Genomic DNA, 21,991 nt, shown 5'->3' with positions numbered 1-21,991 from the left:
CTGATGCACCTGAGAGAACTGCTAGCAATTGCTGAGCATGAGGAAAGGGAGCGGCAATTACGTCGTGCCTTCTCACCAGCAACAGAGTTGGTTGAGATCTCGGGCTGTGAGCTTCAGGCGCTGACTATCTTGTGTAATCTCACGCTCAAACGCGCCGACGTGGACGATGTGTTGGCTATCGCCACGGCAAAACAAGCCTTGTCCGACCCGAGACACTTCGAACGCTGCTTGAATGAGGTGACGTGGTATCACACCCATAACGTCAAGTATCCCGATACTAGAGTCAGTCATCAACGTTTGCTGCTTCCACCACCTAAACGAGTACCTGGTGTGGTCACATCCAGTGATGTGCCTAGATTGCTCGGTTGGTCTCACAACAGCACGGAATGCAACCGGGCCAAGTTGTTTTGCTCGGCATTTATGATGGATGGAGTAGTGACCTGCTTGGCTCAGCAGATTATCCAGAACTCGTCGAGGTGGTTAACCCGGCTGGCACAAAGGGGGTTGCCGGCAGCCAGTCGAAAGCACTTGGTTGAGAGATTGATTGAAAGCCTTCCAGAGATCTCTGTACCCGATGAAATAAGCCCCTATTCTAAACAAGTCAGGATTTTTGATGGACGGGTTTACAGGGCCGTCACGCCGGTGGTAAGCCACAGCCTGCAAAGCCAAATCCAACACCTGGCGATTAAGCGAAGAATTAGAGCGGCTGTGACTGAACTTGCACACCCGTCTTCGGTAGGGGATTTGGCGGCTAGCCTGGGAGGGAGGGTACGAGTGATGAGCTATCCGCCTCCTGTTTATACCAGTATGCACCAGGGGTTATCCAGTGCCAGGCGAAACAAGATTCGTCAAGGTGGTAGTGTATTTGATAAGCGGGCTTTGAGGAGTCGGCAGTTTATATATTCGTTGTCACAATTGGGGGGAAGTTGCCGGTACCAGACGCTTAGGGAGAGACGCAGAAGCCGAGTGCGAGCGCTTCGAGTCGTCAGAAACGCTTTGGCTCAATGGCTGGCGCCACTGATGGAGTGGCGTGATGATGTCGAGTCCCAGGGGAGGGGAGAATCGGGCCTGGGGGAGGGAATCGAAAAGGAGTTGTTGGAAACGCCGCCAAGGTTGTTACCAGGGCTCTTGGCACAGCTGTCAGCTCATCTTCAGGAAGAATTGCAGCAATCAGCTAAGACTCGGGCTTTTGCCTACCATCCGGAGTTGTTTGCGCCGCTTCGAAACCAGATAAAGTGGTTGTTGGAGCAACTGGGAAAGGAGGATGACGAACCGGGTGAGCCGCAGTCAAACCGATTAAGCTATCTGCACCTCTCTAACCTTCGTGTTTTCGATGCGCAAGCCTTGAGTTCACCCTATGTGGCCGGGATTCCCTCTTTGTCGGCATTGTGGGGGCTGGGGCATCATTTTGAGCGACGCTTGGCGCAGCTGCTAGGGCGGTCGGTTCGCGTCGTCAGTATGGCTTGGCACATCGGACAGTACAGTTCGGTCAGCGGTAAGAAGTTGCCAGAGCCGAGTATTCTTCGGACGTTAAAGCAGGGCTCGGACATCAAACGGCCTGGCATCATTGACACTAGGTTGTGCGATTTGACCATGAATATGGTGCTTAAATTGGTTACCCATGAAAACGACGACCCTCTATCTGACGCTGATATCCCGTCTATCCAGGCCGCCTTTCCCTCCCGTTTCGCTGGTGGCACGCTGCAGCCCCCCTGCTTGTACGAAAAAGCCCACTGGTGCTCGCTCTATTCGTCGGCCCAGGAGCTGTTTGAACCGCTATCGCGGTTGCCTCGAGGTGGCTGTTGGATCTATCCCATGACCGAGCAGGTCAGCAGCGTCGATGAGTTACTCGAGGCGATGCAAGCCAAGCCAAGTTATCGACCCGTGACTGTTGGCTATGTGGCTCTGGAGGATGGCCGGGAAAGAGAAGGCAGCCTAGAGACCGAGCATTGTTACGCTGAGCCGGCGATAGGGCTGGCAGATTGCGTAGGTCCGATCGAAGTGCGACTTGCCGGGATGAAAGCCTTTCTGGCCAATGCGTTCTGGCATATGGAGGTGGATGGACGGGCTATGCTTGTCAAGAAAGCCCCTCTGCTGGAGCCCTTCTATGAAACCAGGCAAGCACCTTAGCTATTCCCGCTCACTGTCCCCGGGCAAGGCGGTGTTTTTCTATCAGCGGGAGGGGCGTGACTTTGTTCCCTTGACCGTAGAGGTGAACAAAATTAATGGTCAAAAAAGCTCCTTTACTGGGGGCTATGACAATCAGTTCAAAGCTAAGCAAAGTGAAACCAAGGAGTTGGCCTATGGAAATCCCCATACCATAGAGGCCTGTTATGTTCCGCCAATGGTCGATGAGCTGTGCTGCCGCTTTTCGTTGCGGGTGGAGGCGAACTCGTTGGCACCGGACCGCTACGATGAGCCTAGGGTTAATCGATGGCTGATGAGGTTGGCTCAAGCCTACCGCGACCATGGCGGATACCAGGAGTTGGCGCGCCGCTATGCCAAGAACATCCTTATGGGGCGCTGGCTGTGGCGAAATCGGCAGACGATGGGAACGGCGATTGAAGTATTAACCTCTGCTGGGTCTCGGTTTGAGATTGACGATGCCCGGGGGCTTGATTGGTACGAACCTTGGCCACTGGAGGCTGAGAGTGCTTTACAGGGATTATCCCAAGAGATGGCTGAAGCATTGAGTAACCCGAGGCAGTTTTGGTTCTCGACTGTGACCGCTAGGTTGAAAACTGCGTTTTGCCAGGAGATCCATCCCAGTCAGCAATTCGTTGAAAACGTTGATAGTGGGTTGCCGACACGGCAACTGGCGACGGTGGAGTGTGCCGATGGCAGTAAAGCGGCCAGCTTTCATGCTGAGAAGGTTGGGGCTGCGCTGCAGATGATCGATGACTGGTGGGAGGAGGAGGCCGATATCCCATTGCGGGTGCATGAATATGGAGCCAACCGGAATGCCTTGGTTGCACTGCGTCACCCGGTAACCGGTCGCGATTTTTATCAGCACCTGAAACGGACCGCTTTCTACATTCGCCAGATGAGGCATTGCTGCCAGGCCGACGGGAGTGATATACCGGCTGAGGTCCACTACTTAATGTCGGTACTGCTCAAGGGCGGCTTGTTTCAACAAGGGAGAGCCTAGGTGACGCCAAGGTACTTCTTTGCCATTCGTTATCTCGCCAGAAATGCTGATTACACGCTGTTGGCCGGGCGTTGCCTATCGATTTTGCACGGTTTCCTGAAGAGGCACTCCGCTACGGGGATTGGGGTTAGCTTCCCCGATTGGAGTGAGAACACAGTTGGTGCCAGCATCGCCTTTATCGGCTCCGAGCAGTTAATCCTTAAACAACTCAGGAGCCAGCCATACTTCACGATGATGGCGACTGACTCGTTGTTTGAAGTAACCGAGGTGGCGGAAGTGCCAGAAGCGTGCCCCGAGGTCCGATTTACGCGCAATCAGGGGGTAGCCAAATGTTTTGCCGGGGAGAAGCGGCGCCGTTTGGCTCGAGCCAGGAGGCGGGCCGCATCCAGGGGGGAGCCGTTCCGACCAGTGGCAGAAATTCACGGGCGAGAGATCATACCGTTTAACAGTGCCCTGATGGAGAGCAAGAGTACCGGTCAGCAATACTTGCTTCATATTCAAAGAGAAGGTGAGGTTTCTCAAGTTTGTGAAGGCTTTGGCGGTTATGGTTTGGCTACGAACCGCCATCATCGCGGCACAGTGCCCGCGTTACCCTGTTTGAGCACCTTCTTTTCAAAGCAGGAATAAGTGGCCTTCGGTGCGCAATAGGCTGAGCTATGCTTGATTGTGAACTGCCGCATAGGTAGCTGAGAAACAATCACGATCATATCCCGGCATCGCTGGTAGATGAACTGCCGCATAGGCAGCCGAGAATAGGCCTGAAAGCAAGCTACCACAACAGTACCTGATTCTGCCGTACAGGCAGTGAACCATCTTAGCCCCCGGCAACCGCCGGGGGCTTTTTCCTTTCAGAAATCGATCGTTACTCACACGGTAACGCCAAGACTGTCCGAATTCGATTACCGGCTGAGTCCGCTGTAAAAGGCCGGTTTTCCCATCAGTACCAGCCCATGTTTCATCGCTACCAAGTGCGAAAAGGCATTGACCATAATCACTTCTTGCACGCAATCAGTGCACCGAATGTTAGTCGAGCCAACATGCGGTTGTAACCTTCAAAATGTCAGCTATAAAGTCGTCACAGGAAGTCGAAGCGATTCGTTATCTTTTCCCAATACAATAACAGTGGACTTCTTCTATAGTTAGGTGAAGGGAGGTGAATATGGCGGTCTCGAAGGAAATTGTAGAATCTGCGTATCAAAAATACGCTAGAAAATACGATTTGGCAGTAAGACTCTATCGGTTGATCGGTCTTGATATTGAACGTTATCGAGAAAAAGCCGTTGACTTACTAGAACTAAAAAAGGGAGATTGTGTTCTTGAACTAGGTTGTGGCACGGGTTTGAATTTTGATCTTCTTATGAGAAAAATTGGGCGCGAAGGACACTTGGTTGGGGTTGATTTTAGCTCGGAAATGTTGTCTTGTGCCCAGGAGAGAGTTAACCAATCAGGCTGGGAAAATGTCCAGTTAGTTCATTCTGACATATCGAAATTTGACTTTCCAGCAGGCATGGATGGAATTATTGCGACAGGAGTTTTTGGGTATCTGGAGGATCGAAAGTTCATTATCGAGAAGATGGCGAGCTCTATCGCACCAGGTGGTAGGATTTCTGTAGTTGATGGGAAGTATCCAAGTCACTGGCCGACTTGGCTATTTAGGCTGTTTGTTTGGCTGTCTAGCCCATTCGGGTTGACGGAGGACTATTTCAGAAACGATACATGCCAGCAAGTTAGATGTCAGTTTCAAGATACCAGTATCGAAGAAGTATACGGCGGGCTAATGTACATATTGTCTGGCTCAAAATCTTAGCGAAGTCATATTCTTCGACCGAACAATCGTCATGAATTGAATAGCCCTACTTCCATAAATACCATTATGTTTGATGAACCGCGGTGAGGGGCGGAAACGGTTTGTTAGAGTGGAAATGTCAAATGGCCTGCTTGTCGACCGACCTGACAAAAAGGTGCACCAATTATGTTTTGCTATAGTAGGCTCCTAATAGGATATTGGTAGTTTAGTTTTCTCGGAAAAGTTTACTTTACTGGTTAGGTTTACGAACGTTCAGATCGTCAAGACTCAAAAGCGCAGCTTAAAGGCTGCGCTTTTGAGTAGCTTAACCGCGACCTCCGCCGCCGTGACCATGGCCACCGCCACTGTAACCGCCTTGCCCCATCTGGCAGTTATTGTTGTAGCCGCCGTTAGGACCACTATTGATGGTGATGGCACCACCGTCATCATAGATGTTGAAGTCGCTGTCGGCACCTTCATTGCTGCTGGGTTGATCTAGGTGGCCAAGGCAGGTGTAGCCTAGCTGATACTCGCCTTCTGCCAGGTAGCCGACCTGGAAGTGCCAGTTTCCATCGTGCATTTGATAGATTGGCGCTGTGGTGGTTGGTAACACTTTGCCTGTTTCGGCTGTTAATGCAATGTCATCCATGGCTTCAATGGCTGTACTTTGGGGGTAAAGGTAAGCCACGTGAATAAAGGAACCATCTTGATTCGCAAGTCCAGGATGGTCTGCCTCGCAGTCATTGATTAGGGCTTCGTCCACCACGCCGTTGAGGTGGCCCATGTAGCGGTTATCAACCCACCGCATTCCATGAATATCCAGGGTGTAATTACCCTCATCATCAAGTAGCAGTGCGTAGCGCAGGTCTACCTCTAGGGTAAACGATAAGGCCTCGTTCTCAATCACGGTGATCGATCCTAGCGGCAGATGGGGCTGGACGATATCCAGGGGGTGTTTGCCGGCGCCGTCTTCGACGTAAGAACCGGCGTCGCCACTGCCTTCGACCACATTTAGGTGAGCCATATACTGGCCGGCGGGTACGCCCTGCCCCTCAATCAACCAAGCGGCCTGTTCTCCTTGGTATTCAAGCAAATCAACGTTTTGATCAGATAGATCCAGGGAGATTATGTCACCATTGATCCCTTGGTGCTGAAGGGTCAGATCAATGGAGTCCAGTTGCAACACTACGCTACTGACATTATCCACCGGGGCATCAGAGATGGCGATGGATACCGTGCCTTCAGCGTCAGGTGGTGTGGGAGCAGGAGCGGAATCGTTGTCGCTGCCACAAGCCACTAGTAGCGGAAATAATACAAGGCAGTACCTTTTCATAATCGACATCCTTTTTATATAATGGATTGATAATGTACTATTTTGACTATATGCGATCTAGGGTTTGGCTCACAATATAGCCGACGAGGTGAATCTAAGTTGCTTGTTGGAACGCCTTTTTCATTAGTTTGAGGCTCCTTGTGAAATTAAGTGGCTGACACCATAGAATTTATTGGGGTAAACCCTCCCGTTAGGGGGAGGGTCTAGGGTTTGTTAATTGAGGTCCTTATTAAGTTTGTTGGGATAAACCCTCCCATTAGGGGGATGGTCTAGGGTTTGTTAATTGAAGCCATTATTCTATTGTTAATACTAATGCTCTATCGCCTGTTACTCATTACGGGAGCGTAATAATGTGATGGTTTAATACATTCCTAACAGGCGATAAATTCATTCTTTAATCAGTCGTCAGCGATTTGAAATCTGTTGATTCCGTATTGATATCTCACGTTGACACCACAAATAGTAAACCGCCGGCACCAGCAGCAATGCTGCAGTGCGTTGAGAGTATTGTTGCGTGCGTATCAAGGACATTGAGTTAATCTGGCTATAAAAAAGTTAATGGCATTTTCGCTCAGGGTAGACCCTCCCCTGAGGGGAGGGTCAAGGGTTTTTAATCAATGGTGTTGGTGTTGGTTATGAACATTCATCTGCGTATCGCTGGTGTTCATGGCAACTAGCTGCATTGTGGTAATGCAGGTGCGGCTGTCGTCAAAGGTGGTTAACAGCTCTTGTGCTTCGTGGTGCACACCATTGGCGTCGCTGTAATGGAAGGTGAACTTCAATTGACGGTTGCGCGGCACCCAGAAGTCGATAAAGCCATCGTGCTGCGTGGTGACCATCTGATTCAATATCTTTTCACCGGTCTCAATGTCTATTGCTGACATGTGCATCTTCTGGTTGATCAGCTCGCCCGTGCAACTTGTTGGAACGTGGTTTCCACAAGGATGGCTAAAGTTGACCCATGGCGCGATGGAGAGCAGAAACTGATCTTCCGGGATGGCTACATGGCTTTCGGTACCGTCTGCAAAGGTGGCGGCTACTTTATCTGGATAAACGCGCACCAGGATATCTTGTTCGTTTTTGTACCATTGATGAGCCTGAAGCAAGGCCTGTTTATGATTCAGCTGGCTGAACGATGCCGCCTGCTCCTCAATATTTGAACCTTGACTGCAGGCATTCAATCCAAAAACCATCAGGCTGGTGATTACTAACTTTTTAAACATAATGTGTTCCTAATGTATGGGCATTAGATGTGTGTGGGACTTGCCTAAGCGTCGGCAGATTGTCCAATTCACCAACGGCAGAACCCTAGGTTATTACCTGTAGGTCGCACTGCCATCGCTCAGTACTTTTGAACTAAATACTTAATTTGAGGGGTTGGGCGGCTGTTATTATCGATTCCGACTTCAAAAAGTTGGTATGCCAAATTTTTGAGACCAAAAGGGGGGGGAAATCCTGCTCAGGTCATCAATTGGACTTAATCGGTTCGATGTAGCGCTGCCCAAACGTGGGCCTAGGCTATTGGAGGAGGGGTTAGCTCGGAGACGGTCAAAGTATAGAAAAAGACGGGTTGTAACTGTGGATTGTCCGATAGCTTGAAGGAAACTCGGGGCAAAGCACTAGGGAGGCCAGGTGCGGCGGAGCCCTGTACCTGGCACTGCGAGCAGGTATCGTTACAGGAGGGGGCTCCTGTATCCATACAGCAGACCATCGCGGCGTTGATAGCTTGGCAGCAATCATGATCTGCAGCGGTCAAGGCAAAGTCAGTACCGCCATGGCAGTCAGTAGATGATTCCACCACTGCTTCAGAGTCATAGAACGATACCGTTACGGGTGTTTGGGCACCAACTAATGCCCCCTGAAAGGTCAGGGCGAAGATCAGAAGGAAAAAACTGATTGTTCGCACATTATTCGCCTGTAACTGATGAATGATGAGGCGTCAGTTTAACTAACGTCTTATCTTGATAGCTTGGTCTGATTAACACTTCAGGAGGTTTCGAAAATCTCGCTCAATACAACTGTGGTGGCGAAGCGTTTAATCTGACTTTCGACGCGCAGCATAAACCTTCCCCCAGGGGGAGGGTCAACAGTCTATGTCTCAGAAAACCACGCATACCGGCACCGAACAGAAGCTACAGCCTCAACCGGTGTTTCAGGCAACAGGGTTTTGGTGGTTACATGAATGCTGGGCTGAATACAAGCTAACGACTGACGCAACCCGGCCTCCACAGTAGCACTTTACTTATTTAGTTAGGTTAGTGGCCACCATGGCCGCCGCCGACATGGCCGTTACCACATTGATGAACGTTTTGATGGCCACCATTTTCACCGCTGTCTACCGTCAGAGCTCCACCATCGCGGTACATGACAAACTCGCCGTTATTGATGTCGTCAGTTTGTGGATCATCCAAATGACCTAGGCAACTGTAGCCGACGCGATAGTTGCCCTCTGGGAGGTATCCCATCACAAAATGCCAGTCACCATGTTCATCAATAAAGATCGGGGTAACCGCGATAGGTAGCACTCTCTGGTCGTCGCGAGAGACACTTGAGTCCGCCATTTGAGCAATGTCGGTAACACTGTCTGGGTAAAAGTAGGCTAAATGCGTAAAGAGGCCACCAGGTAAGCTTTTGGAAGCAAACTCTGTTTCGCAGTCGGCTAGCCATTGCGGGTCCATTTCGCCGATAACATGACCCATGTGGCGGTTGTCAACGGAGTTGATTCCGATGTGCCGTATCTCAAACTCCTCGGAGTTTTGGAACATGCCCCGGTAAAGGTCCACATCCAGCGTATGGGTATGATGCTGCTCAGCTTCAACGGTGAAGTCCGCCATTGGCAAGTATCCGGATTCGACCCGTAGACCATGGCGCCCTTGTGCATTTTCCACTGCGCTGCCCTGGTTCCCCGTTCCGGCATGGACGGTGAAATGAACATTATGATAGTGCCCTTTGGGCAGTTCTAAGCCGGACATAAGAGTGTGGCTATTCATACCTTGGAAATTAAGCAGATCGAAATTAGGGTTATGGACGGCGTAACGGTGTTGTAGGCCATGCTCATCTGTCATAACCAACTCGTTTAGACTCAGCCAAACCATCTCGACATCGTCCATTGGGGCATCGGAGATTGCCACCGTCAACAGACCGGTTTCTTGAGGAGGGGATGGCGTGTTGCCCGACCCGCTATCGCCACCACCACACGCCACCATCAGCACCGTCGATGTTACTACTGCAGCGCCTTTAAAAAGAGTCATCTTCCCTTCTCCCCTTGAGCAAGTTGACCCTTAAAGTTTAGGTGTGGCCGAGGAAAAGCAATTGATTCGGATCAACAGGTGCGCCCGTCATTTTTTAAGCCTTTCATCTAACGTAATTTAAAGTCTCTATCTGCTCTAAGCACACTAGAAAGTCCGAAGGGCGCAAGGGGCCGGAATCTGTCAGTCGATTGGAAGTTCATCGTCTGGGGCCGCCAAGGAATCCAAAATGGCACAATCTGGCGTTTTGTCGTTAGCGCAGGTCCCTGCCAGGCCAGCAAGTGCGGTGCGAATCTGAATTAACTCCTTAACCTTTTGATCTATCTGCAAAATTTTTGAGTTCACGGTTTCGTACACATCGTGACTATGCCTACTTTGGTTGTTGAACAGTCCTAGTAATTCCTTGCACTCTGCCACTGAGAATCCGGCAGTTCGAGCTCTGCGGATCAGTCTTAGGCCAGGGATTTGGGTCTCATCATAACTTCGGTAACCGTTGTCACTGCGCTGTGGCGGCGAGATCAATCCTACACTCTCGTAGTAACGAATGGTTTTGACCGTCAATCCGGCTGCTTTTGCTATGGCTGATATTTTCATTCACCGTCTCCAGAGCCAACCTTGACCTTCCTGTAAGGGTAAGGTCTATGGTGAGGATAGAACAAGCCAAAGGGTGCGAAACATGATCAACATCACCCAGCAGCCTGACTTTATTGTTGCGGGCGTACTGATTTGGCTAGTTGGTACTACCTCTACTGAAGCAGTGATAACAAGGTACCCATGTTTGCTGTGGTTCTCTCCAAAAGGTATCGGGTTCCGGGAGGGGGCGGTGGAATGAGTGTAACCGGAGGCATTGTCTCCCCTATACGCAACATTTTGGTACTGATAAGGGCACTATCCGGGAGAATTCTTACTATGAAGGTAATGCCAAGGCAGGAGTCACTCGATAAATCACGTCCTGGCGCAAGTAGAGCCGAGCCGGTTGAACTCATTGTCGATGGCGTCAGTTGTGCCAGCTGCGTGGATAAGATCGAAGCTGCGCTGGTCAATGTTCCTGGAGTAAACCAAGCTGCAATGAATTTCGCCATGCGCACGGTGACCGTCAGCGGGAATGCTCCTACTGATGCCCTCATAAAAGCTGTCGAGCAGGCGGGTTACAGCGCCAAGCCCTTCTCAAAGGGAGGGAATATCGATGCGATGGATGAGCGGGAACAAGCTGACAGAGCCTACTACAAACGCCTGATGAGAGAGATGGTTATGGCTCTCTCCCTTGGGGTTCCTCTGATGCTTTACGGCGTTTTGGGCGGGGAGATGACCGTAGAGACTGCTTCCGAGCGTCTGGTCTGGTCGCTAATTGGCATCTTGACCCTGGCCGTTATGGTCTTTTCCGGCAAACATTTCTATGTTGGTGCCTGGCAGTCGTTCAAAAATCATTCGGCAACTATGGATACCCTGATTGCGCTGGGTACGGGCACGGCTTGGTTTTATTCCGTGGTTGTAGTGGCGGTGCCTGATCTGTTGCCGGCAATGGCAAGGCATGTGTATTTTGAGGCAACGGCGATGATCATTGGCTTGATTAATCTTGGGCTGGCACTGGAGGTGAAAGCGCGTGGACGCACCTCCGAAGCGATCAAGCGGCTGATCGGTTTGCAAGCAAAAACTGCTCGGGTGATTCGAGAGGGTCAGGAACTGGATGTACTGATTGAGCAGGTTTTAGTGGGCGATACCGTTCGCGTACGTCCGGGCGAGAAACTGCCGGTTGACGGCATCGTAACTGATGGCCATACCTCGATCGATGAGTCCATGCTGACCGGTGAGCCCATGCCTGTTGAAAAGAGCGAGGGCGACGAGGTGGTGGCAGGAACCCTCAATAAAACCGGTACCATCCTTTTTCAAGCCAACCGGGTCGGGGCGGACACCGCGTTGGCGCAGATTATCAACATGGTGAAGCGAGCACAAAACTCCAAGCCGCCGATTGGCCGATTGGCCGATGTGATTTCTGGGGTTTTTGTTCCGGTAATTATGATCATCGCTGTGGTCAGCGCTCTGGTATGGCTGAATTTGGGACCAGAGCCTGCCGTCGCCTTTGCCGTTGTATCGGCGACTACGGTGCTGATCATTGCCTGCCCGTGCGCGTTGGGGCTAGCGACACCTATCTCGGTGATTGTTGGGGTAGGCAAGGCCGCAGAAGCGGGGGTGTTGATTCGTAATGGCGAGGCTTTGCAAACGGCTTCTAAGATCAGCGCCATGATTTTGGATAAAACCGGCACTATTACCCTGGGTACTCCCAAAGTTACCGATGTGATCGTCGCTAATGGCAGCAACGAACTTGAGGTGATGCAGCTGGCGGCCACTCTTGAATCCGGCTCTGAGCATCCACTGGCTATGGCCATTGTTGAATCCGCCCTGGAGCGGGGAATAAAGCCGGGCAAAGTCGAAGCGTTTAATGCGGTCGCTGGTCAAGGGGTTGAAGCCAAAGCCAATGGACAGGCGCTGTTGTTTGGCAATGAAAAGTTGATGAGCCAGCGTAACGTTGATGTGGAGGAGTATGTCGAGCAGGCCCAGTCTCTGGCGGCTGACGCCAAGACGCCGATGTACTTTGCTGTAAATGGTAGGTTGGTGGCGATTATTGCCGTTGCCGATCCAATCAAGGAGGATTCTATTAAGGCCATTGAGCGCATGCAGCAGAGCGGGATTAGAGTGGTGATGCTCACAGGAGATAACCGGGATACCGCCAGGGCGGTGGCTGGGAAAGTGGGAATCACTGAGTATTTTTCCGAAGTACTTCCGGATGACAAGGCAAAAAAAGTACAGGAGCTGCAATCCGCCGGAGAAGTGGTTGGCATGGTGGGAGATGGCATTAACGACGCGCCCGCACTGGCCCTGGCGAATGTTGGCTTTGCCATTGGAACCGGTACCGACGTGGCGATAGAAAGTTCGGACGTCACCTTGATGCGTGGTTCGCTACATGGCCTCGCGGACGCCATAGCAGTCAGTCGGGCGACCCTCCAAAACATCAAGCAGAATTTGTTTGGCGCCTTTATCTATAACGTTGCCGGGGTGCCCATTGCTGCCGGTGTATTGTTTCCGTTTTTTGGGGTTCTGCTGAATCCCGTGATTGCTGGTGCCGCCATGGCGTTTTCATCGGTTACGGTGGTCACCAACGCCAATCGATTGCGCTGGTTTAAGGCTCAGGAGCACTAGAGAAGGGGTGAGCGGGTGGTACTGATTAACCTTGTTGGTGTTGCATTAATCGCCCTGATCGTGTGGTGGTTCTGGCTGTATAAGCCCAAACAGGTTAAGGCGGGTGGCGATGAACCGATAACCATCGTTGTAGACAATGGTGTGTACCAGCCGGCGCAGATTCAGTTACCGGCAGGAAAGGCGATAACTCTTCGCTTCCTGCGCAAAGATGAGTCTCCATGTGCGGAAGTGGTTCAGTTTCCAGCTCTTGAATTGGCTAAATCTTTGGCCGTCGATAAGAGTACGAGTGTTGAAATACCGGCATTGCAAGCGGGCGAGTACGATTTTCACTGTCAGATGCAAATGTATCGAGGCAAGCTGGTTGTTGGCTAATGGCGTCTTTATTTACCTCTACCACGGTCATGGTCGCTTTGAGAGGGTGCAGGAAGAGTTAGTCATTAAGGTGCATCGAGTAACATCATTACGAGGTGAGACATGGCTAAACGACAACGTTCATTTTGGTCAACGCCACAGGGGTGGGCAGCCATCGGCTTGATAGCGGCAGTAAGCTATTTTCTTCTGGTTGAACACCGCCAGCACCTGTTTGAGTTTTTGCCATTTCTGATTCTGTTGGCCTGCCCATTCATGCACATCTTTATGCATGGCAGACATGGACACGATCATATTACTGAGCACCGAAGTGAAGCAGGACTTGATAAGCCTTATGAGGAGTCGAGCAAGGAGAGCGAAGCGTATCGAGATGGATTCATTGAAGGCTTGAAATCGGGAAGAGAGGCGCGGGGAAAAGGGGAGGAGAACAATGAACGGTGAATCGGACTATGGCCTGTGGACGATAGTGATTCTTCATTCTGCAATCTTCATTTTTTTTGCGTTCAGTTTTATCAAACCGAAAACCTCAATCGACTGGCGAAGCCTTGGTGCCTTCAGTGCATTTATTGTTGCCCTGTTTACAGAGATGTACGGATTTCCTCTAACGATATACCTGCTGTCGGGCTGGCTGACAGAGCGTTACCCTGGTATTAACTTTTATTCACACGAAAAGGGTCACTTGTTGCATACCTTGCTTGGCTTCGAGGGGAATGCTCATTTTGACCCATTACACATTGCCAGCATGGTATTCATTGTCTTTGGCTTCATTTTGATGGCCTCTGCCTGGAATCAATTGCACCTGGCGCAACAAGCTGGAAATGTTGCTACCACGGGCTGGTATGCCCGCTGTCGCCACCCCCAGTACCTTGCGTTTATTGTCATCATGTTTGGTTTCCTGCTGCAATGGCCTACGATCCCTACGGTGGTGATGTTTCCTATACTGGTTGTCGTTTACGTGCGCTTGGCGAAGCGAGAGGAGCAGCAGGCGTTGTTGCAGTTTGGTGACCAGTACCGCGCCTATGTAAGGCAGACACCCGCTTGGTTTCCCAGGTTGTTTAAAAAGACGTCCGAAGATCCGTGAGGAGAACTTTATGAAAACCTTAATTAAAACGATTGCGTTGGCCATAGCGCTATCTTCTTTTGCTTATGCTGGGGAAGAACACCAGCACGGCGGCATGAAAGATAAATGCGCGATGATGGGAATGATGGGCCATGAGCAGATGATGGCTATGCATCAGCACATGCAGGAGATGAGTGCGCTGATGGATCAGATCGGGCAGGAGCAGGATCATCAAAAATGGCAGGCCTTGATGCAGAGTCATATGGAGAAGATGCAACAGGGCATGCAGATGATGGGTTGTGGTGCCGGAGACAAGATGCAGCATGGGAAGGATAAGAGCATGCCAATGACGATGGAGGAACGGGTCGGCATGATGGAGAAGCATATGAAAATGATGCAGATGATGATGGGGCAGATGGTGGATCACAGCGCACAGGAGAAGAAACAGTACCACCATCAGGAAAGCCAATAGTGCTGATATAGGTGCTGATTTAATTACCCCATGATTTCCCAGACACCTGATTTATTAATGGGTAAAACAGTGAGGTGTAATATGACATTAAATGCGACAAAATTTGGTCTGGCATCTGCCACCGCCTTCGCTATTTTTTGGATTATATGTAGTCTGCTGGTTTGGCTGTTGCCGTCCATGATGATGGACATGACAGGGCATATGACCCATGGTGATTGGTCACAGATGGGATGGCGCCTATCCATTGGTGGTGTATTCATTGGCTTAATTGGCTGGTCTGTAGTGGCGGGAATTTGCGGGTGGTTATTGGCAACTATATATAACAAAGTGTTGTAACGACTGTTTAACTGCTCAATTTAAAATCAATAAGTTATGGGTGAAGAAACGAAAAACGGGGCCTTTTTAGGTCCCGTAAATTGTCACTGTTCGCCCTTAGAACCGCTTAGATAAGCCGAACTTTCACTTAAGGAATGGTCGGATCTGTGGATGTTCTGGTTCACCTCTTTAGTGCTGCAGAGATTTTGCTGGTCCCTATTAGCTGAGACACATGATTCCACCTCATTTTTCACAGGGTGGCGAGATTGGTCAGTGAATTGGAGAAGCAAGGCGACGGCCGGGATCTCGCAACAATCTTAGCCGCTTCGATCCGCAACTTGCGTTTGGACAGTTTTTACGACACCGAAAATAAGCGTGAGGCATTGGGCCTCCTGGCAGAGGTGGCCATCTTGCGGGGTGACCAAGGATTTTATGGTCGGGTGCTGGCGGCAGTAAATGCGGACAGGGAGAGAATGAGAGGTGGCCAGTCAGCCTCGGAACAGTACATTAAGTGGTTTGATAGCCTTCCGAGTGAGATTGTGTTTCAGACAGTTAAATTCCACCTACAGTACGGAGATTGGGCAGGAGCATTGTCAGTAGCCCCAGATATAACAAACCCAAATGTGCGTGTCGATTTTGGCGTTGAGATGCTTCGGGCCCACCTTTCGCAAGAGCGTAATTTTACAGGGGGCGAGATCCGGTGGCTGGCGGAAAACGCAGGGGTTGTAATTTAGAAAAATGAAAGCCCGCGATTGCGAGTTTTTTGATATGTCAATGAACTACTCGTGGAATGTTGTAAGTTTCCGTCAGTCAAGTTGAGTCTTTTGTAACCCTATGCGGCTTTTTACTTTATTTTTATGTGACCTTATGCTTCAGAAGATTGGCTAAGTCATTGATTTTGAATGTCTGGTTATGCAGGCTTATGGATCAAGCGACATTATAATCAATAACTTAGCTGAATTTGACCCTCAGGTGATACACTTGGTGGTACATTTTGCGTGCAAAACAGGCATCAGTTCAGGCTAAGAAACACCCCCAGTCGGCGCCCTATCTCTTCCAGTCCAGGCATGGCATCTGGTATGCCCGCGTCGTCGTTCCTAAAGACCTCCGTTCTCAGGTAGGCCAGAGAGACCTCAAGCAATCCCTTCGTACTCGTTGCAGACGAGAGGCTATCCAACGCTCTTGGCAAGTCCTCGACACCCTCACAGCCAAAGCCAGAGGTAAGGAACTGACGGTTAACTAGCTGCCATCAATAGCGCCTCAGAGCCAACCACAGGCTTCTGTTGAGCCTCAGCAGCCTGAATCTATCCAACTGAATAGCCACCACTTCCATCGACACCCCACAGCCAAATAAGCCATGAAAAGTTAGCTCTACAGGCATTTATTGAATTGTGGCTGATTTAATTAGAACAGGGACGATGCGGCTAAGGGACTAGACTGAGTGAGTGGGATTTAAGCTCTTCACTGAGGTGATTTATGCAGAGGGTCAATGGTGACCGTGTGTTTCCGTTCGATGGTATGTGCTGCGTCTTTGGAGGGGGGGGTGGTTATGCCAGGTGCTCACCGGGTCCGGGCCGGCGATCATTATGAAGGCTGGCGGTAATAAATCATCCTGGGTGAAACGGGGCCATCCAACTCAACTGCCGAAAGCGCACATCGATTGGGTCACTTATCCGATCACGCGTTTCGTTAAGCTCGAAGCCTCCGCAGGTTTGGTTCTGTTGTTTTCGACGCTGCTGGCTTTGGCGCTCGCCAACTCTGCCTGGAGTGAATCATTCGCCGCCGTGTGGCATACCTCAGTCGGGATCAACATAGGCGCCTTTGTTTTTGAACGGTCATTGCATTCGTGGGTGAACGATGCCGCGATGACCCTGTTTTTCTTCTTAATCGCGTTGGAGCTCAAGCGTGAGCTGGTGCTCGGTGAGTTGCGTCAGCCGCGCTTGGCCATGTTGTCGATCAGCGCCGCGCTGGGAGGCATGCTGTTTCCCGCTCTCGTCTATCTGCTGTTGCAGTTTGGCGAGCCCGGTCAGCATGGCTGGGGCACCGTGATGGCAACGGATACGGCGTTCGTGATCGGCTGCTTGGCATTGCTGGGTCCGCGCATTCCCAGAAGTTTACGGATATTCATGCTGTCGCTCGCTGTCGTCGATGACATTGGGGCCATTATGGTGGTTGCCATTGGCTACGGCTCAGAGACCCATTGGCTCCCTATCGGACTGGCTGTGCTGGGTTTGTTGTTGATCCGGCTCATCGGGCTTCTTGGGGTGCGCAGTATGCCACTGTTTTTTCTGAGCGGCGGATTAGTCTGGCTGGCGGTCGATGCATCCGGAATTCACCCGACCGTCACGGGCGTGGCGCTCGGTTTGATGGCCCCCACCAATAAATGGGTCACCGATGACCGACTGCACACCATCATGGACTGTGTGGTGGCTTATCCACCGGGCGACCATTGGAGTGGGGATACGCCCGGCCGCCGGGTGTTAAAAACTGCGGAAGCGGCGGCGCGTGAAGCGCTTTCTCCGGTCGAGCGGTTGGAAATGCTGCTGCACCCCTGGGTCGGCTTTGTGGTGATGCCTTTGTTTGCCCTGGCCAATGCGGGGGTGCAACTGTCTGATACGACGTTTACGTCTTCATTGGTGATGGCGGTATTTCTGGGGTTGGTGTTCGGCAAGCCGGTCGGAATTCTCTTGTTTAGCTGGCTGGCCGTAAAGTTGCGTATTGCGGTTTTGCCCCGGGATCTCAGTTGGCGATTGATCCTCGGTGGCGGCGCGTTAGCCGGCATTGGCTTCACCATGGCCTTTTTTATTGCCGAGCTGGCGTATAGCCCAGCGCAAATACAGTCAGTGAAATTGGCCATTTTGCTTGCGTCGGTTGCGTCTGCTCTATTCGGCCTGATTTTGTTGCGTTTCTTCACTCCGTCTGCGGTTGAGCGACCTGCACCCCCAACGGGAATGCCACAGGGGCTGCTCGATCGTCGACCCACTGAGGCCAATGATGATGAGATCTAACCAAGCAAAGCAATGGCGCCAACGCTATTTGACCGAGCACGTCAGCGACGGCGAAACGTGGCGTTATTGGTCGCTACCCAAACTGGCGCAGGATCACCATTTCTCACTCGAGGCGCAACCGCTTATCGTGCGGCTGTTTTTGGAAAACGTCATGAGACACAGCCTGGGGGATGACGACCAAGCCAATATCATCCAACAGCTCGGCGCGAGCAACCCGTCGCAGGCGTTTGAGTTTTCGTTTTTCCCCAGCCGGGTGCTGATGCAGGACTATACCGGCGTACCGGCGATTGTCGACCTGGCGGCGATGCGCGATGCGGTGCACGCCAAAGGCGGCGATGCTAAGCGGATCAATCCGCTGTGTCCGGTCGATTTGGTGATCGATCACTCGGTGATCGTTGATAAGGCCGGAACCTCCGATGCGTTGTCTTTCAACCGGCAGCGGGAGATGGAACGCAATCGTGAGCGCTACCAGTTCTTAAAGTGGGCTCAGGGCGCTTTTGACAACCTGACTGTCGTGCCGCCGGGCAGGGGGATCTGCCATCAGGTTAATCTCGAGTATTTGGCTCAGGTAGTGCGCCAGGTGGATGGTGTCCTGTCTCCGGATACGCTGGTGGGCACTGACAGCCACACGACCATGATCAACGGCTTAGGGGTGCTCGGTTGGGGCGTTGGCGGCATTGAGGCCGAGGCAGTTATGCTCGGCGAACCCTTGAGCCTCAATGCACCCACCGTGGTTGGGGTGAATTTGCTGGGGGCGCTGTCCCCGGGCCTGACCGCAACCGACTTGGTGTTAACCCTGACCGAGTTGCTGAGAAACCACGGTGTGGTGGGCAAGTACGTTGAGTTTTACGGCGCGGGGCTGGCCAATCTGAGTGTGGCAGACCGTGCCACCATCGCCAATATGGCGCCTGAGTATGGCGCGACCTGTGCGCTGTTTCCCATCGATGATCAGGTCATCGACTATCTCACCTTGACCAACCGCCCCGCCGTTCTGGTGAAGCGGGTGCGCGATTATGCCCATGCCCAGGGCTTGTTCTATCAGCCGGGTGAACTTGCCAGTCCGGTGATTTACAGCGAGAACCTAACGGTCGACCTCGGCGAGATCGTTCCCTGTGTGGCCGGTCCTAAGCGGCCACAAGATCGGTTGCCGTTAGCGGCGATCAAGCAGAAGACCCTAGATGAAATCGCCTTGGCGGGTGAGCACTCGCGCCAAGGCGTGGACGGCGCAGGGACTCTGAGCGACGGCGATCTGGTGATCGCTGCCATCACCTCCTGCACCAACACCTCCAATCCGCAGGTGATGGTGCTGGCGGGATTACTGGCCAAGGCAGCGGTAGAGAAAGGCATGACGGTCAAACCCCATGTCAAAACCTCGCTGGCCCCCGGCTCTCAGGTGGTGGCGCGCTATCTGGATCAGTCTGGCCTTCAGGGGTATTTGGACCAGTTAGGTTTTCAGCGGGTGGGGTTTGGCTGCACCACCTGCATCGGCAATTCCGGGCCACTCAAGGAGGATCTTGAAGCGGTGATCGCGCAAGGCAAGCTGCAAGTCTGTGGGGTGTTGTCTGGTAACCGCAATTTTGAAGGTCGCATACATCCCTCTGTGAGTTTGAACTGGCTGGCATCGCCTCCGCTGGTGGTGGCGTTTGCCCTGGTGGGGCATACCCGTATCGATTTAGACACCGAGTCGCTGGGCACGGATCGCGATGGCAATGCGGTGTTCCTGCGCGACTTGTGGCCCGATAGCGCCGAGGTTGCGACGGTGCTGGCGCAGATCAACCGAGCGCTGTATGGCCAGTCTTATGAAAACATGACCAAGGGTGACGAGACTTGGCAGGGACTCAAGGTCGAAAACGCGGTGTGCTATCCGTGGCAAAAGGAGTCCACCTACATCCGTAAGGCCCCGTTTGTAGCTTGCACCACGGCTCCCAACCCGATGGTGGACGGTCGGATCCTGGCGATCTTCGGTGACTCCATTACCACGGACCATATCTCGCCAGCGGGTCAGATCGATCCGCTGACGCCGGCGGGCGAATATCTGCTCAGGCAGGGGGTTGTGACTGAGGCCTTTAACAGCTACGGCGCGCGCCGTGGTAATCATGAAGTGATGGTGCGAGGCACTTTTGCCAACCGGCGGCTCAAGAACCGTTTGGTGGATCCGATGGAAGGGGGCTTCACCCGCACTTGGATTTCGCCGAGCGGATCGGTCCGGCTGGATGGTAAGCCGGCGGCGCAGACAGCGCCAGTCTCGATCTATCAGGCCAGTCAACACTATCTCGCTCATCATGTGCCGCTGGTGATCTTTGCCGGTAAGGAGTACGGCACCGGCTCAAGCCGCGACTGGGCAGCGAAAGGCTGCCTGTTATTGAATATCAAGGCGGTGATCGCACGCTCCTTTGAACGCATTCATCGCAGTAATCTGGTGGGAATGGGGATCATGCCTCTGTTGTTACCGGCCGATCTCGAATCAAATGCACTGCAACTTAGGGGCGATGAGCTGATCAGCATTACTGCGCCATCGGCCAATGGGTTTGAAGCGCTGGTGCCACGGCAGGTCCTATTCCTGAAGATCACGGCTGCCCATCCATCGCCCTCGCCACATGAACCGGCGGCTGCGCAAACGATTCCGGTGACGCTGGCGGTCGAAAATGAGCGCGAGCTGGCGTATTTCTTCGCCGGTGGGATTTTGCCCTATGTGGCCGATCAATTCTGTTCGCCCAAGCGGGACAGGGGATGAGAAAGCGCAACAAGCACGTCGCTGGCCGACTTTGCTCTCAGCCTCGTTTCGCTGCTGGTCCTGAAGGTGCGGCAGGCATTGCACCGCAGCAGAGCGATGAGCGGCAGGAGAATGGTGCGATCTTGTAGGGCAAGCAGACCCAAGCTTCGCTGCGCTATTTCAACATCGGCGAACATAGGTGTCCGGATTTAGTTGACTACTACAGAGTGAAGTTCCCCCCGGAACAGTCGCCTTGTTCATTATGTAATTCATTGATTAAAAAGCGAATTGTTTGGTTTTTAACCGGCGCCTATGGAGCCTGATTTTCGTTGAATTTCAGTCGGAAAATTCAGGTATTTTTATGCTTTTGTGGGTTTATGATTTTAGAGCTTTTCTATCCTCGAAATATCGTAGTTTTTGCTGTCTGGGCAAGGGTGGAGGTCTCTGATGTCAGAGCTGGTGTGGGTTGTGGGTTGTTGTATGATTACCAAACTAAGCTGAAAGTTGGTGTTGGCTTCTGTCCATATTGGGCTGTGGCGCCTAAAAATGTTGGTTTATGACCTATTTTGGTGCGCATTCAGGCTGGGTAAGGTAAATGCAATTATAATGGTATACACCGCCATGATTTGATTAAATTTTTTTTCAAGTCATAATGGGGTTAAGTTTAGTGAGCCGAAGAGAGCCCAAACCGGGCGTAAGGAGGAGATGGATGAAATCAGTAATTAAAGAGTTATCTGTACTTGTAGTGCTGTTTGTTGCCATCGCCTCAGTGGGGATGATCGGCACTCCCATGGGTGGCTAACCCTTAGATACCCTGGGAACGATGATCCGGCCGGGATGGCCGGACCATTAATTTAGATACGGATTATCTGACCCTTCAAACCATAGAGGATGCTCAGCACCTGCTGGCGTGCTTCTGGGCCTATGGCGTTTTTGTCCAGCGCTTGCAGTACGTCATCCACCACCGCCATAAATTCCTGTTCGGAGATGTTCATCCCCTGGTGGGCGGCCACCATATCCCGTCCTGTGTAGGATTGGGGCCCTCCTGACCCGGCGCAGAAAAACTCCACAGACATCTTCTTTGCCCGCTCAATATTGGCGGTGTGCTGGAAGCGGCTTTGAACGACCGGGTTGTTCAGGTGGGCATTGACCGCATCCTCCACGATCCGGGTGATGCCGGCTTCTCCGCCGAGAAGTTCGTACAGGGTGGAAGACATGGGTTCCTCCAAGCGTTATCTGTTTGATAGGCTCAGCCTGGCAGAGCGGGCTGAGGCACGGATAACAGCTCAGGTTAGAAGTGCACCAGGGAAACTTCAAGTCGCCGCCCGTTCCGTCCTTTAA

At 52.0% G+C, this 21,991-nt stretch carries 18 protein-coding genes; 13 read left to right on the top strand and 5 right to left on the bottom strand.

Going from position 1 to position 21,991, the window contains the following annotated elements:
* The first annotated feature begins 3 nt into the window (after window positions 1-3).
* The 4 genes from ACN0RV_RS03305 to ACN0RV_RS03290 all read left to right on the top strand — a co-directional run bounded on the left by ACN0RV_RS03305 (window position 4) and on the right by ACN0RV_RS03290 (window position 4,955).
* Window positions 4-2,130, top strand: a complete 2,127-nt coding sequence (locus ACN0RV_RS03305) for a type I-F CRISPR-associated protein Csy2 (protein ID WP_417345546.1) — start codon at window positions 4-6, stop codon at window positions 2,128-2,130.
* Entirely contained in the window at window positions 2,108-3,148 is a 1,041-nt protein-coding gene (csy3, locus tag ACN0RV_RS03300; protein ID WP_417345544.1) for a type I-F CRISPR-associated protein Csy3, read from the top strand. Before ACN0RV_RS03305 ends, csy3 begins: the two co-directional genes overlap by 23 nt.
* Window positions 3,149-3,775: a type I-F CRISPR-associated endoribonuclease Cas6/Csy4 gene (gene cas6f, locus ACN0RV_RS03295; RefSeq protein WP_417345542.1), complete on the top strand. Its 627-nt coding sequence runs from the start codon at window positions 3,149-3,151 to the stop codon at window positions 3,773-3,775.
* Between the two features lie 532 nt (window positions 3,776-4,307).
* A complete protein-coding gene (locus tag ACN0RV_RS03290; RefSeq protein ID WP_417345540.1) occupies window positions 4,308-4,955 on the top strand; it encodes a class I SAM-dependent methyltransferase in 648 nt (215 codons plus the stop codon).
* Window positions 4,956-5,259: 304 nt separating this feature from the next.
* On the opposite strand, the gene ACN0RV_RS03285 is transcribed toward ACN0RV_RS03290, so the two are convergent.
* The 4 genes from ACN0RV_RS03285 to cueR form a co-directional block, all read right to left on the bottom strand.
* Window positions 5,260-6,267 (bottom strand): DUF4382 domain-containing protein, encoded by a 1,008-nt coding sequence (locus ACN0RV_RS03285; protein ID WP_417345539.1) that lies wholly within the window; start codon window positions 6,265-6,267, stop codon window positions 5,260-5,262.
* 614 nt (window positions 6,268-6,881) lie between these two features.
* A complete protein-coding gene (locus tag ACN0RV_RS03280; RefSeq protein ID WP_417345537.1) occupies window positions 6,882-7,490 on the bottom strand; it encodes a CueP family metal-binding protein in 609 nt (202 codons plus the stop codon).
* A 1,032-nt stretch (window positions 7,491-8,522) separates the two neighbouring features.
* Window positions 8,523-9,518: a DUF4382 domain-containing protein gene (locus tag ACN0RV_RS03275; RefSeq protein ID WP_417345535.1), complete on the bottom strand. Its 996-nt coding sequence runs from the start codon at window positions 9,516-9,518 to the stop codon at window positions 8,523-8,525.
* Window positions 9,519-9,698: 180 nt separating this feature from the next.
* Window positions 9,699-10,109, bottom strand: coding sequence for a Cu(I)-responsive transcriptional regulator (cueR, locus tag ACN0RV_RS03270; RefSeq protein ID WP_417345533.1), 411 nt, complete (start codon window positions 10,107-10,109; stop codon window positions 9,699-9,701).
* Between the two features lie 324 nt (window positions 10,110-10,433).
* Here cueR and ACN0RV_RS03265 point away from each other — a divergent pair, with 324 nt between their 5' ends.
* The 9 genes from ACN0RV_RS03265 to acnA all read left to right on the top strand — a co-directional run bounded on the left by ACN0RV_RS03265 (window position 10,434) and on the right by acnA (window position 20,671).
* The gene (locus ACN0RV_RS03265; RefSeq protein WP_417345846.1) at window positions 10,434-12,713 is read left to right on the top strand and encodes a heavy metal translocating P-type ATPase; all 2,280 of its coding nucleotides are present in this window, start codon (window positions 10,434-10,436) and stop codon (window positions 12,711-12,713) included.
* Window positions 12,714-12,728: 15 nt separating this feature from the next.
* Entirely contained in the window at window positions 12,729-13,085 is a 357-nt protein-coding gene (locus ACN0RV_RS03260; protein WP_417345532.1) for a cupredoxin domain-containing protein, read from the top strand.
* Window positions 13,086-13,187: 102 nt separating this feature from the next.
* On the top strand, window positions 13,188-13,523 hold the full coding sequence (locus ACN0RV_RS03255; RefSeq protein WP_417345530.1) for a DUF2933 domain-containing protein: 336 nt from the start codon (window positions 13,188-13,190) through the stop codon (window positions 13,521-13,523).
* A complete protein-coding gene (locus ACN0RV_RS03250; protein WP_417345529.1) occupies window positions 13,513-14,163 on the top strand; it encodes a methyltransferase family protein in 651 nt (216 codons plus the stop codon). Before ACN0RV_RS03255 ends, ACN0RV_RS03250 begins: the two co-directional genes overlap by 11 nt.
* Before the next feature lie 10 nt (window positions 14,164-14,173).
* Window positions 14,174-14,614, top strand: a complete 441-nt coding sequence (locus ACN0RV_RS03245; protein ID WP_417345527.1) for a hypothetical protein — start codon at window positions 14,174-14,176, stop codon at window positions 14,612-14,614.
* A 30-nt stretch (window positions 14,615-14,644) separates the two neighbouring features.
* Window positions 14,645-14,950 carry a DUF5676 family membrane protein gene (locus ACN0RV_RS03240; protein WP_417345526.1) on the top strand — a complete coding sequence of 102 codons (306 nt, stop codon included), beginning with the start codon at window positions 14,645-14,647 and terminating at the stop codon, window positions 14,948-14,950.
* 973 nt (window positions 14,951-15,923) lie between these two features.
* Window positions 15,924-16,172, top strand: coding sequence for a DUF6538 domain-containing protein (locus tag ACN0RV_RS03235; RefSeq protein WP_417345525.1), 249 nt, complete (start codon window positions 15,924-15,926; stop codon window positions 16,170-16,172).
* 343 nt (window positions 16,173-16,515) lie between these two features.
* Window positions 16,516-17,937: a Na+/H+ antiporter NhaA gene (gene nhaA / locus ACN0RV_RS03230; protein WP_417345523.1), complete on the top strand. Its 1,422-nt coding sequence runs from the start codon at window positions 16,516-16,518 to the stop codon at window positions 17,935-17,937.
* Window positions 17,924-20,671, top strand: coding sequence for an aconitate hydratase AcnA (gene acnA, locus ACN0RV_RS03225; RefSeq protein WP_417345522.1), 2,748 nt, complete (start codon window positions 17,924-17,926; stop codon window positions 20,669-20,671). Before nhaA ends, acnA begins: the two co-directional genes overlap by 14 nt.
* A gap of 833 nt (window positions 20,672-21,504) precedes the next feature.
* Here the strand turns inward: acnA and ACN0RV_RS03220 are convergent.
* Window positions 21,505-21,867: a group I truncated hemoglobin gene (locus ACN0RV_RS03220; RefSeq protein ID WP_417345520.1), complete on the bottom strand. Its 363-nt coding sequence runs from the start codon at window positions 21,865-21,867 to the stop codon at window positions 21,505-21,507.
* Between the last annotated feature and the right edge of the window lie 124 nt (window positions 21,868-21,991).

It is taken from the genome of Ferrimonas sp. (assembly GCF_048263965.1).
In the GTDB taxonomy this organism is placed as follows: Bacteria; Pseudomonadota; Gammaproteobacteria; order Enterobacterales; family Shewanellaceae; genus Ferrimonas.
Note: the sequence above shows the minus strand (reverse complement) of the source record. Positions and strands in the feature narration are given on the sequence as shown.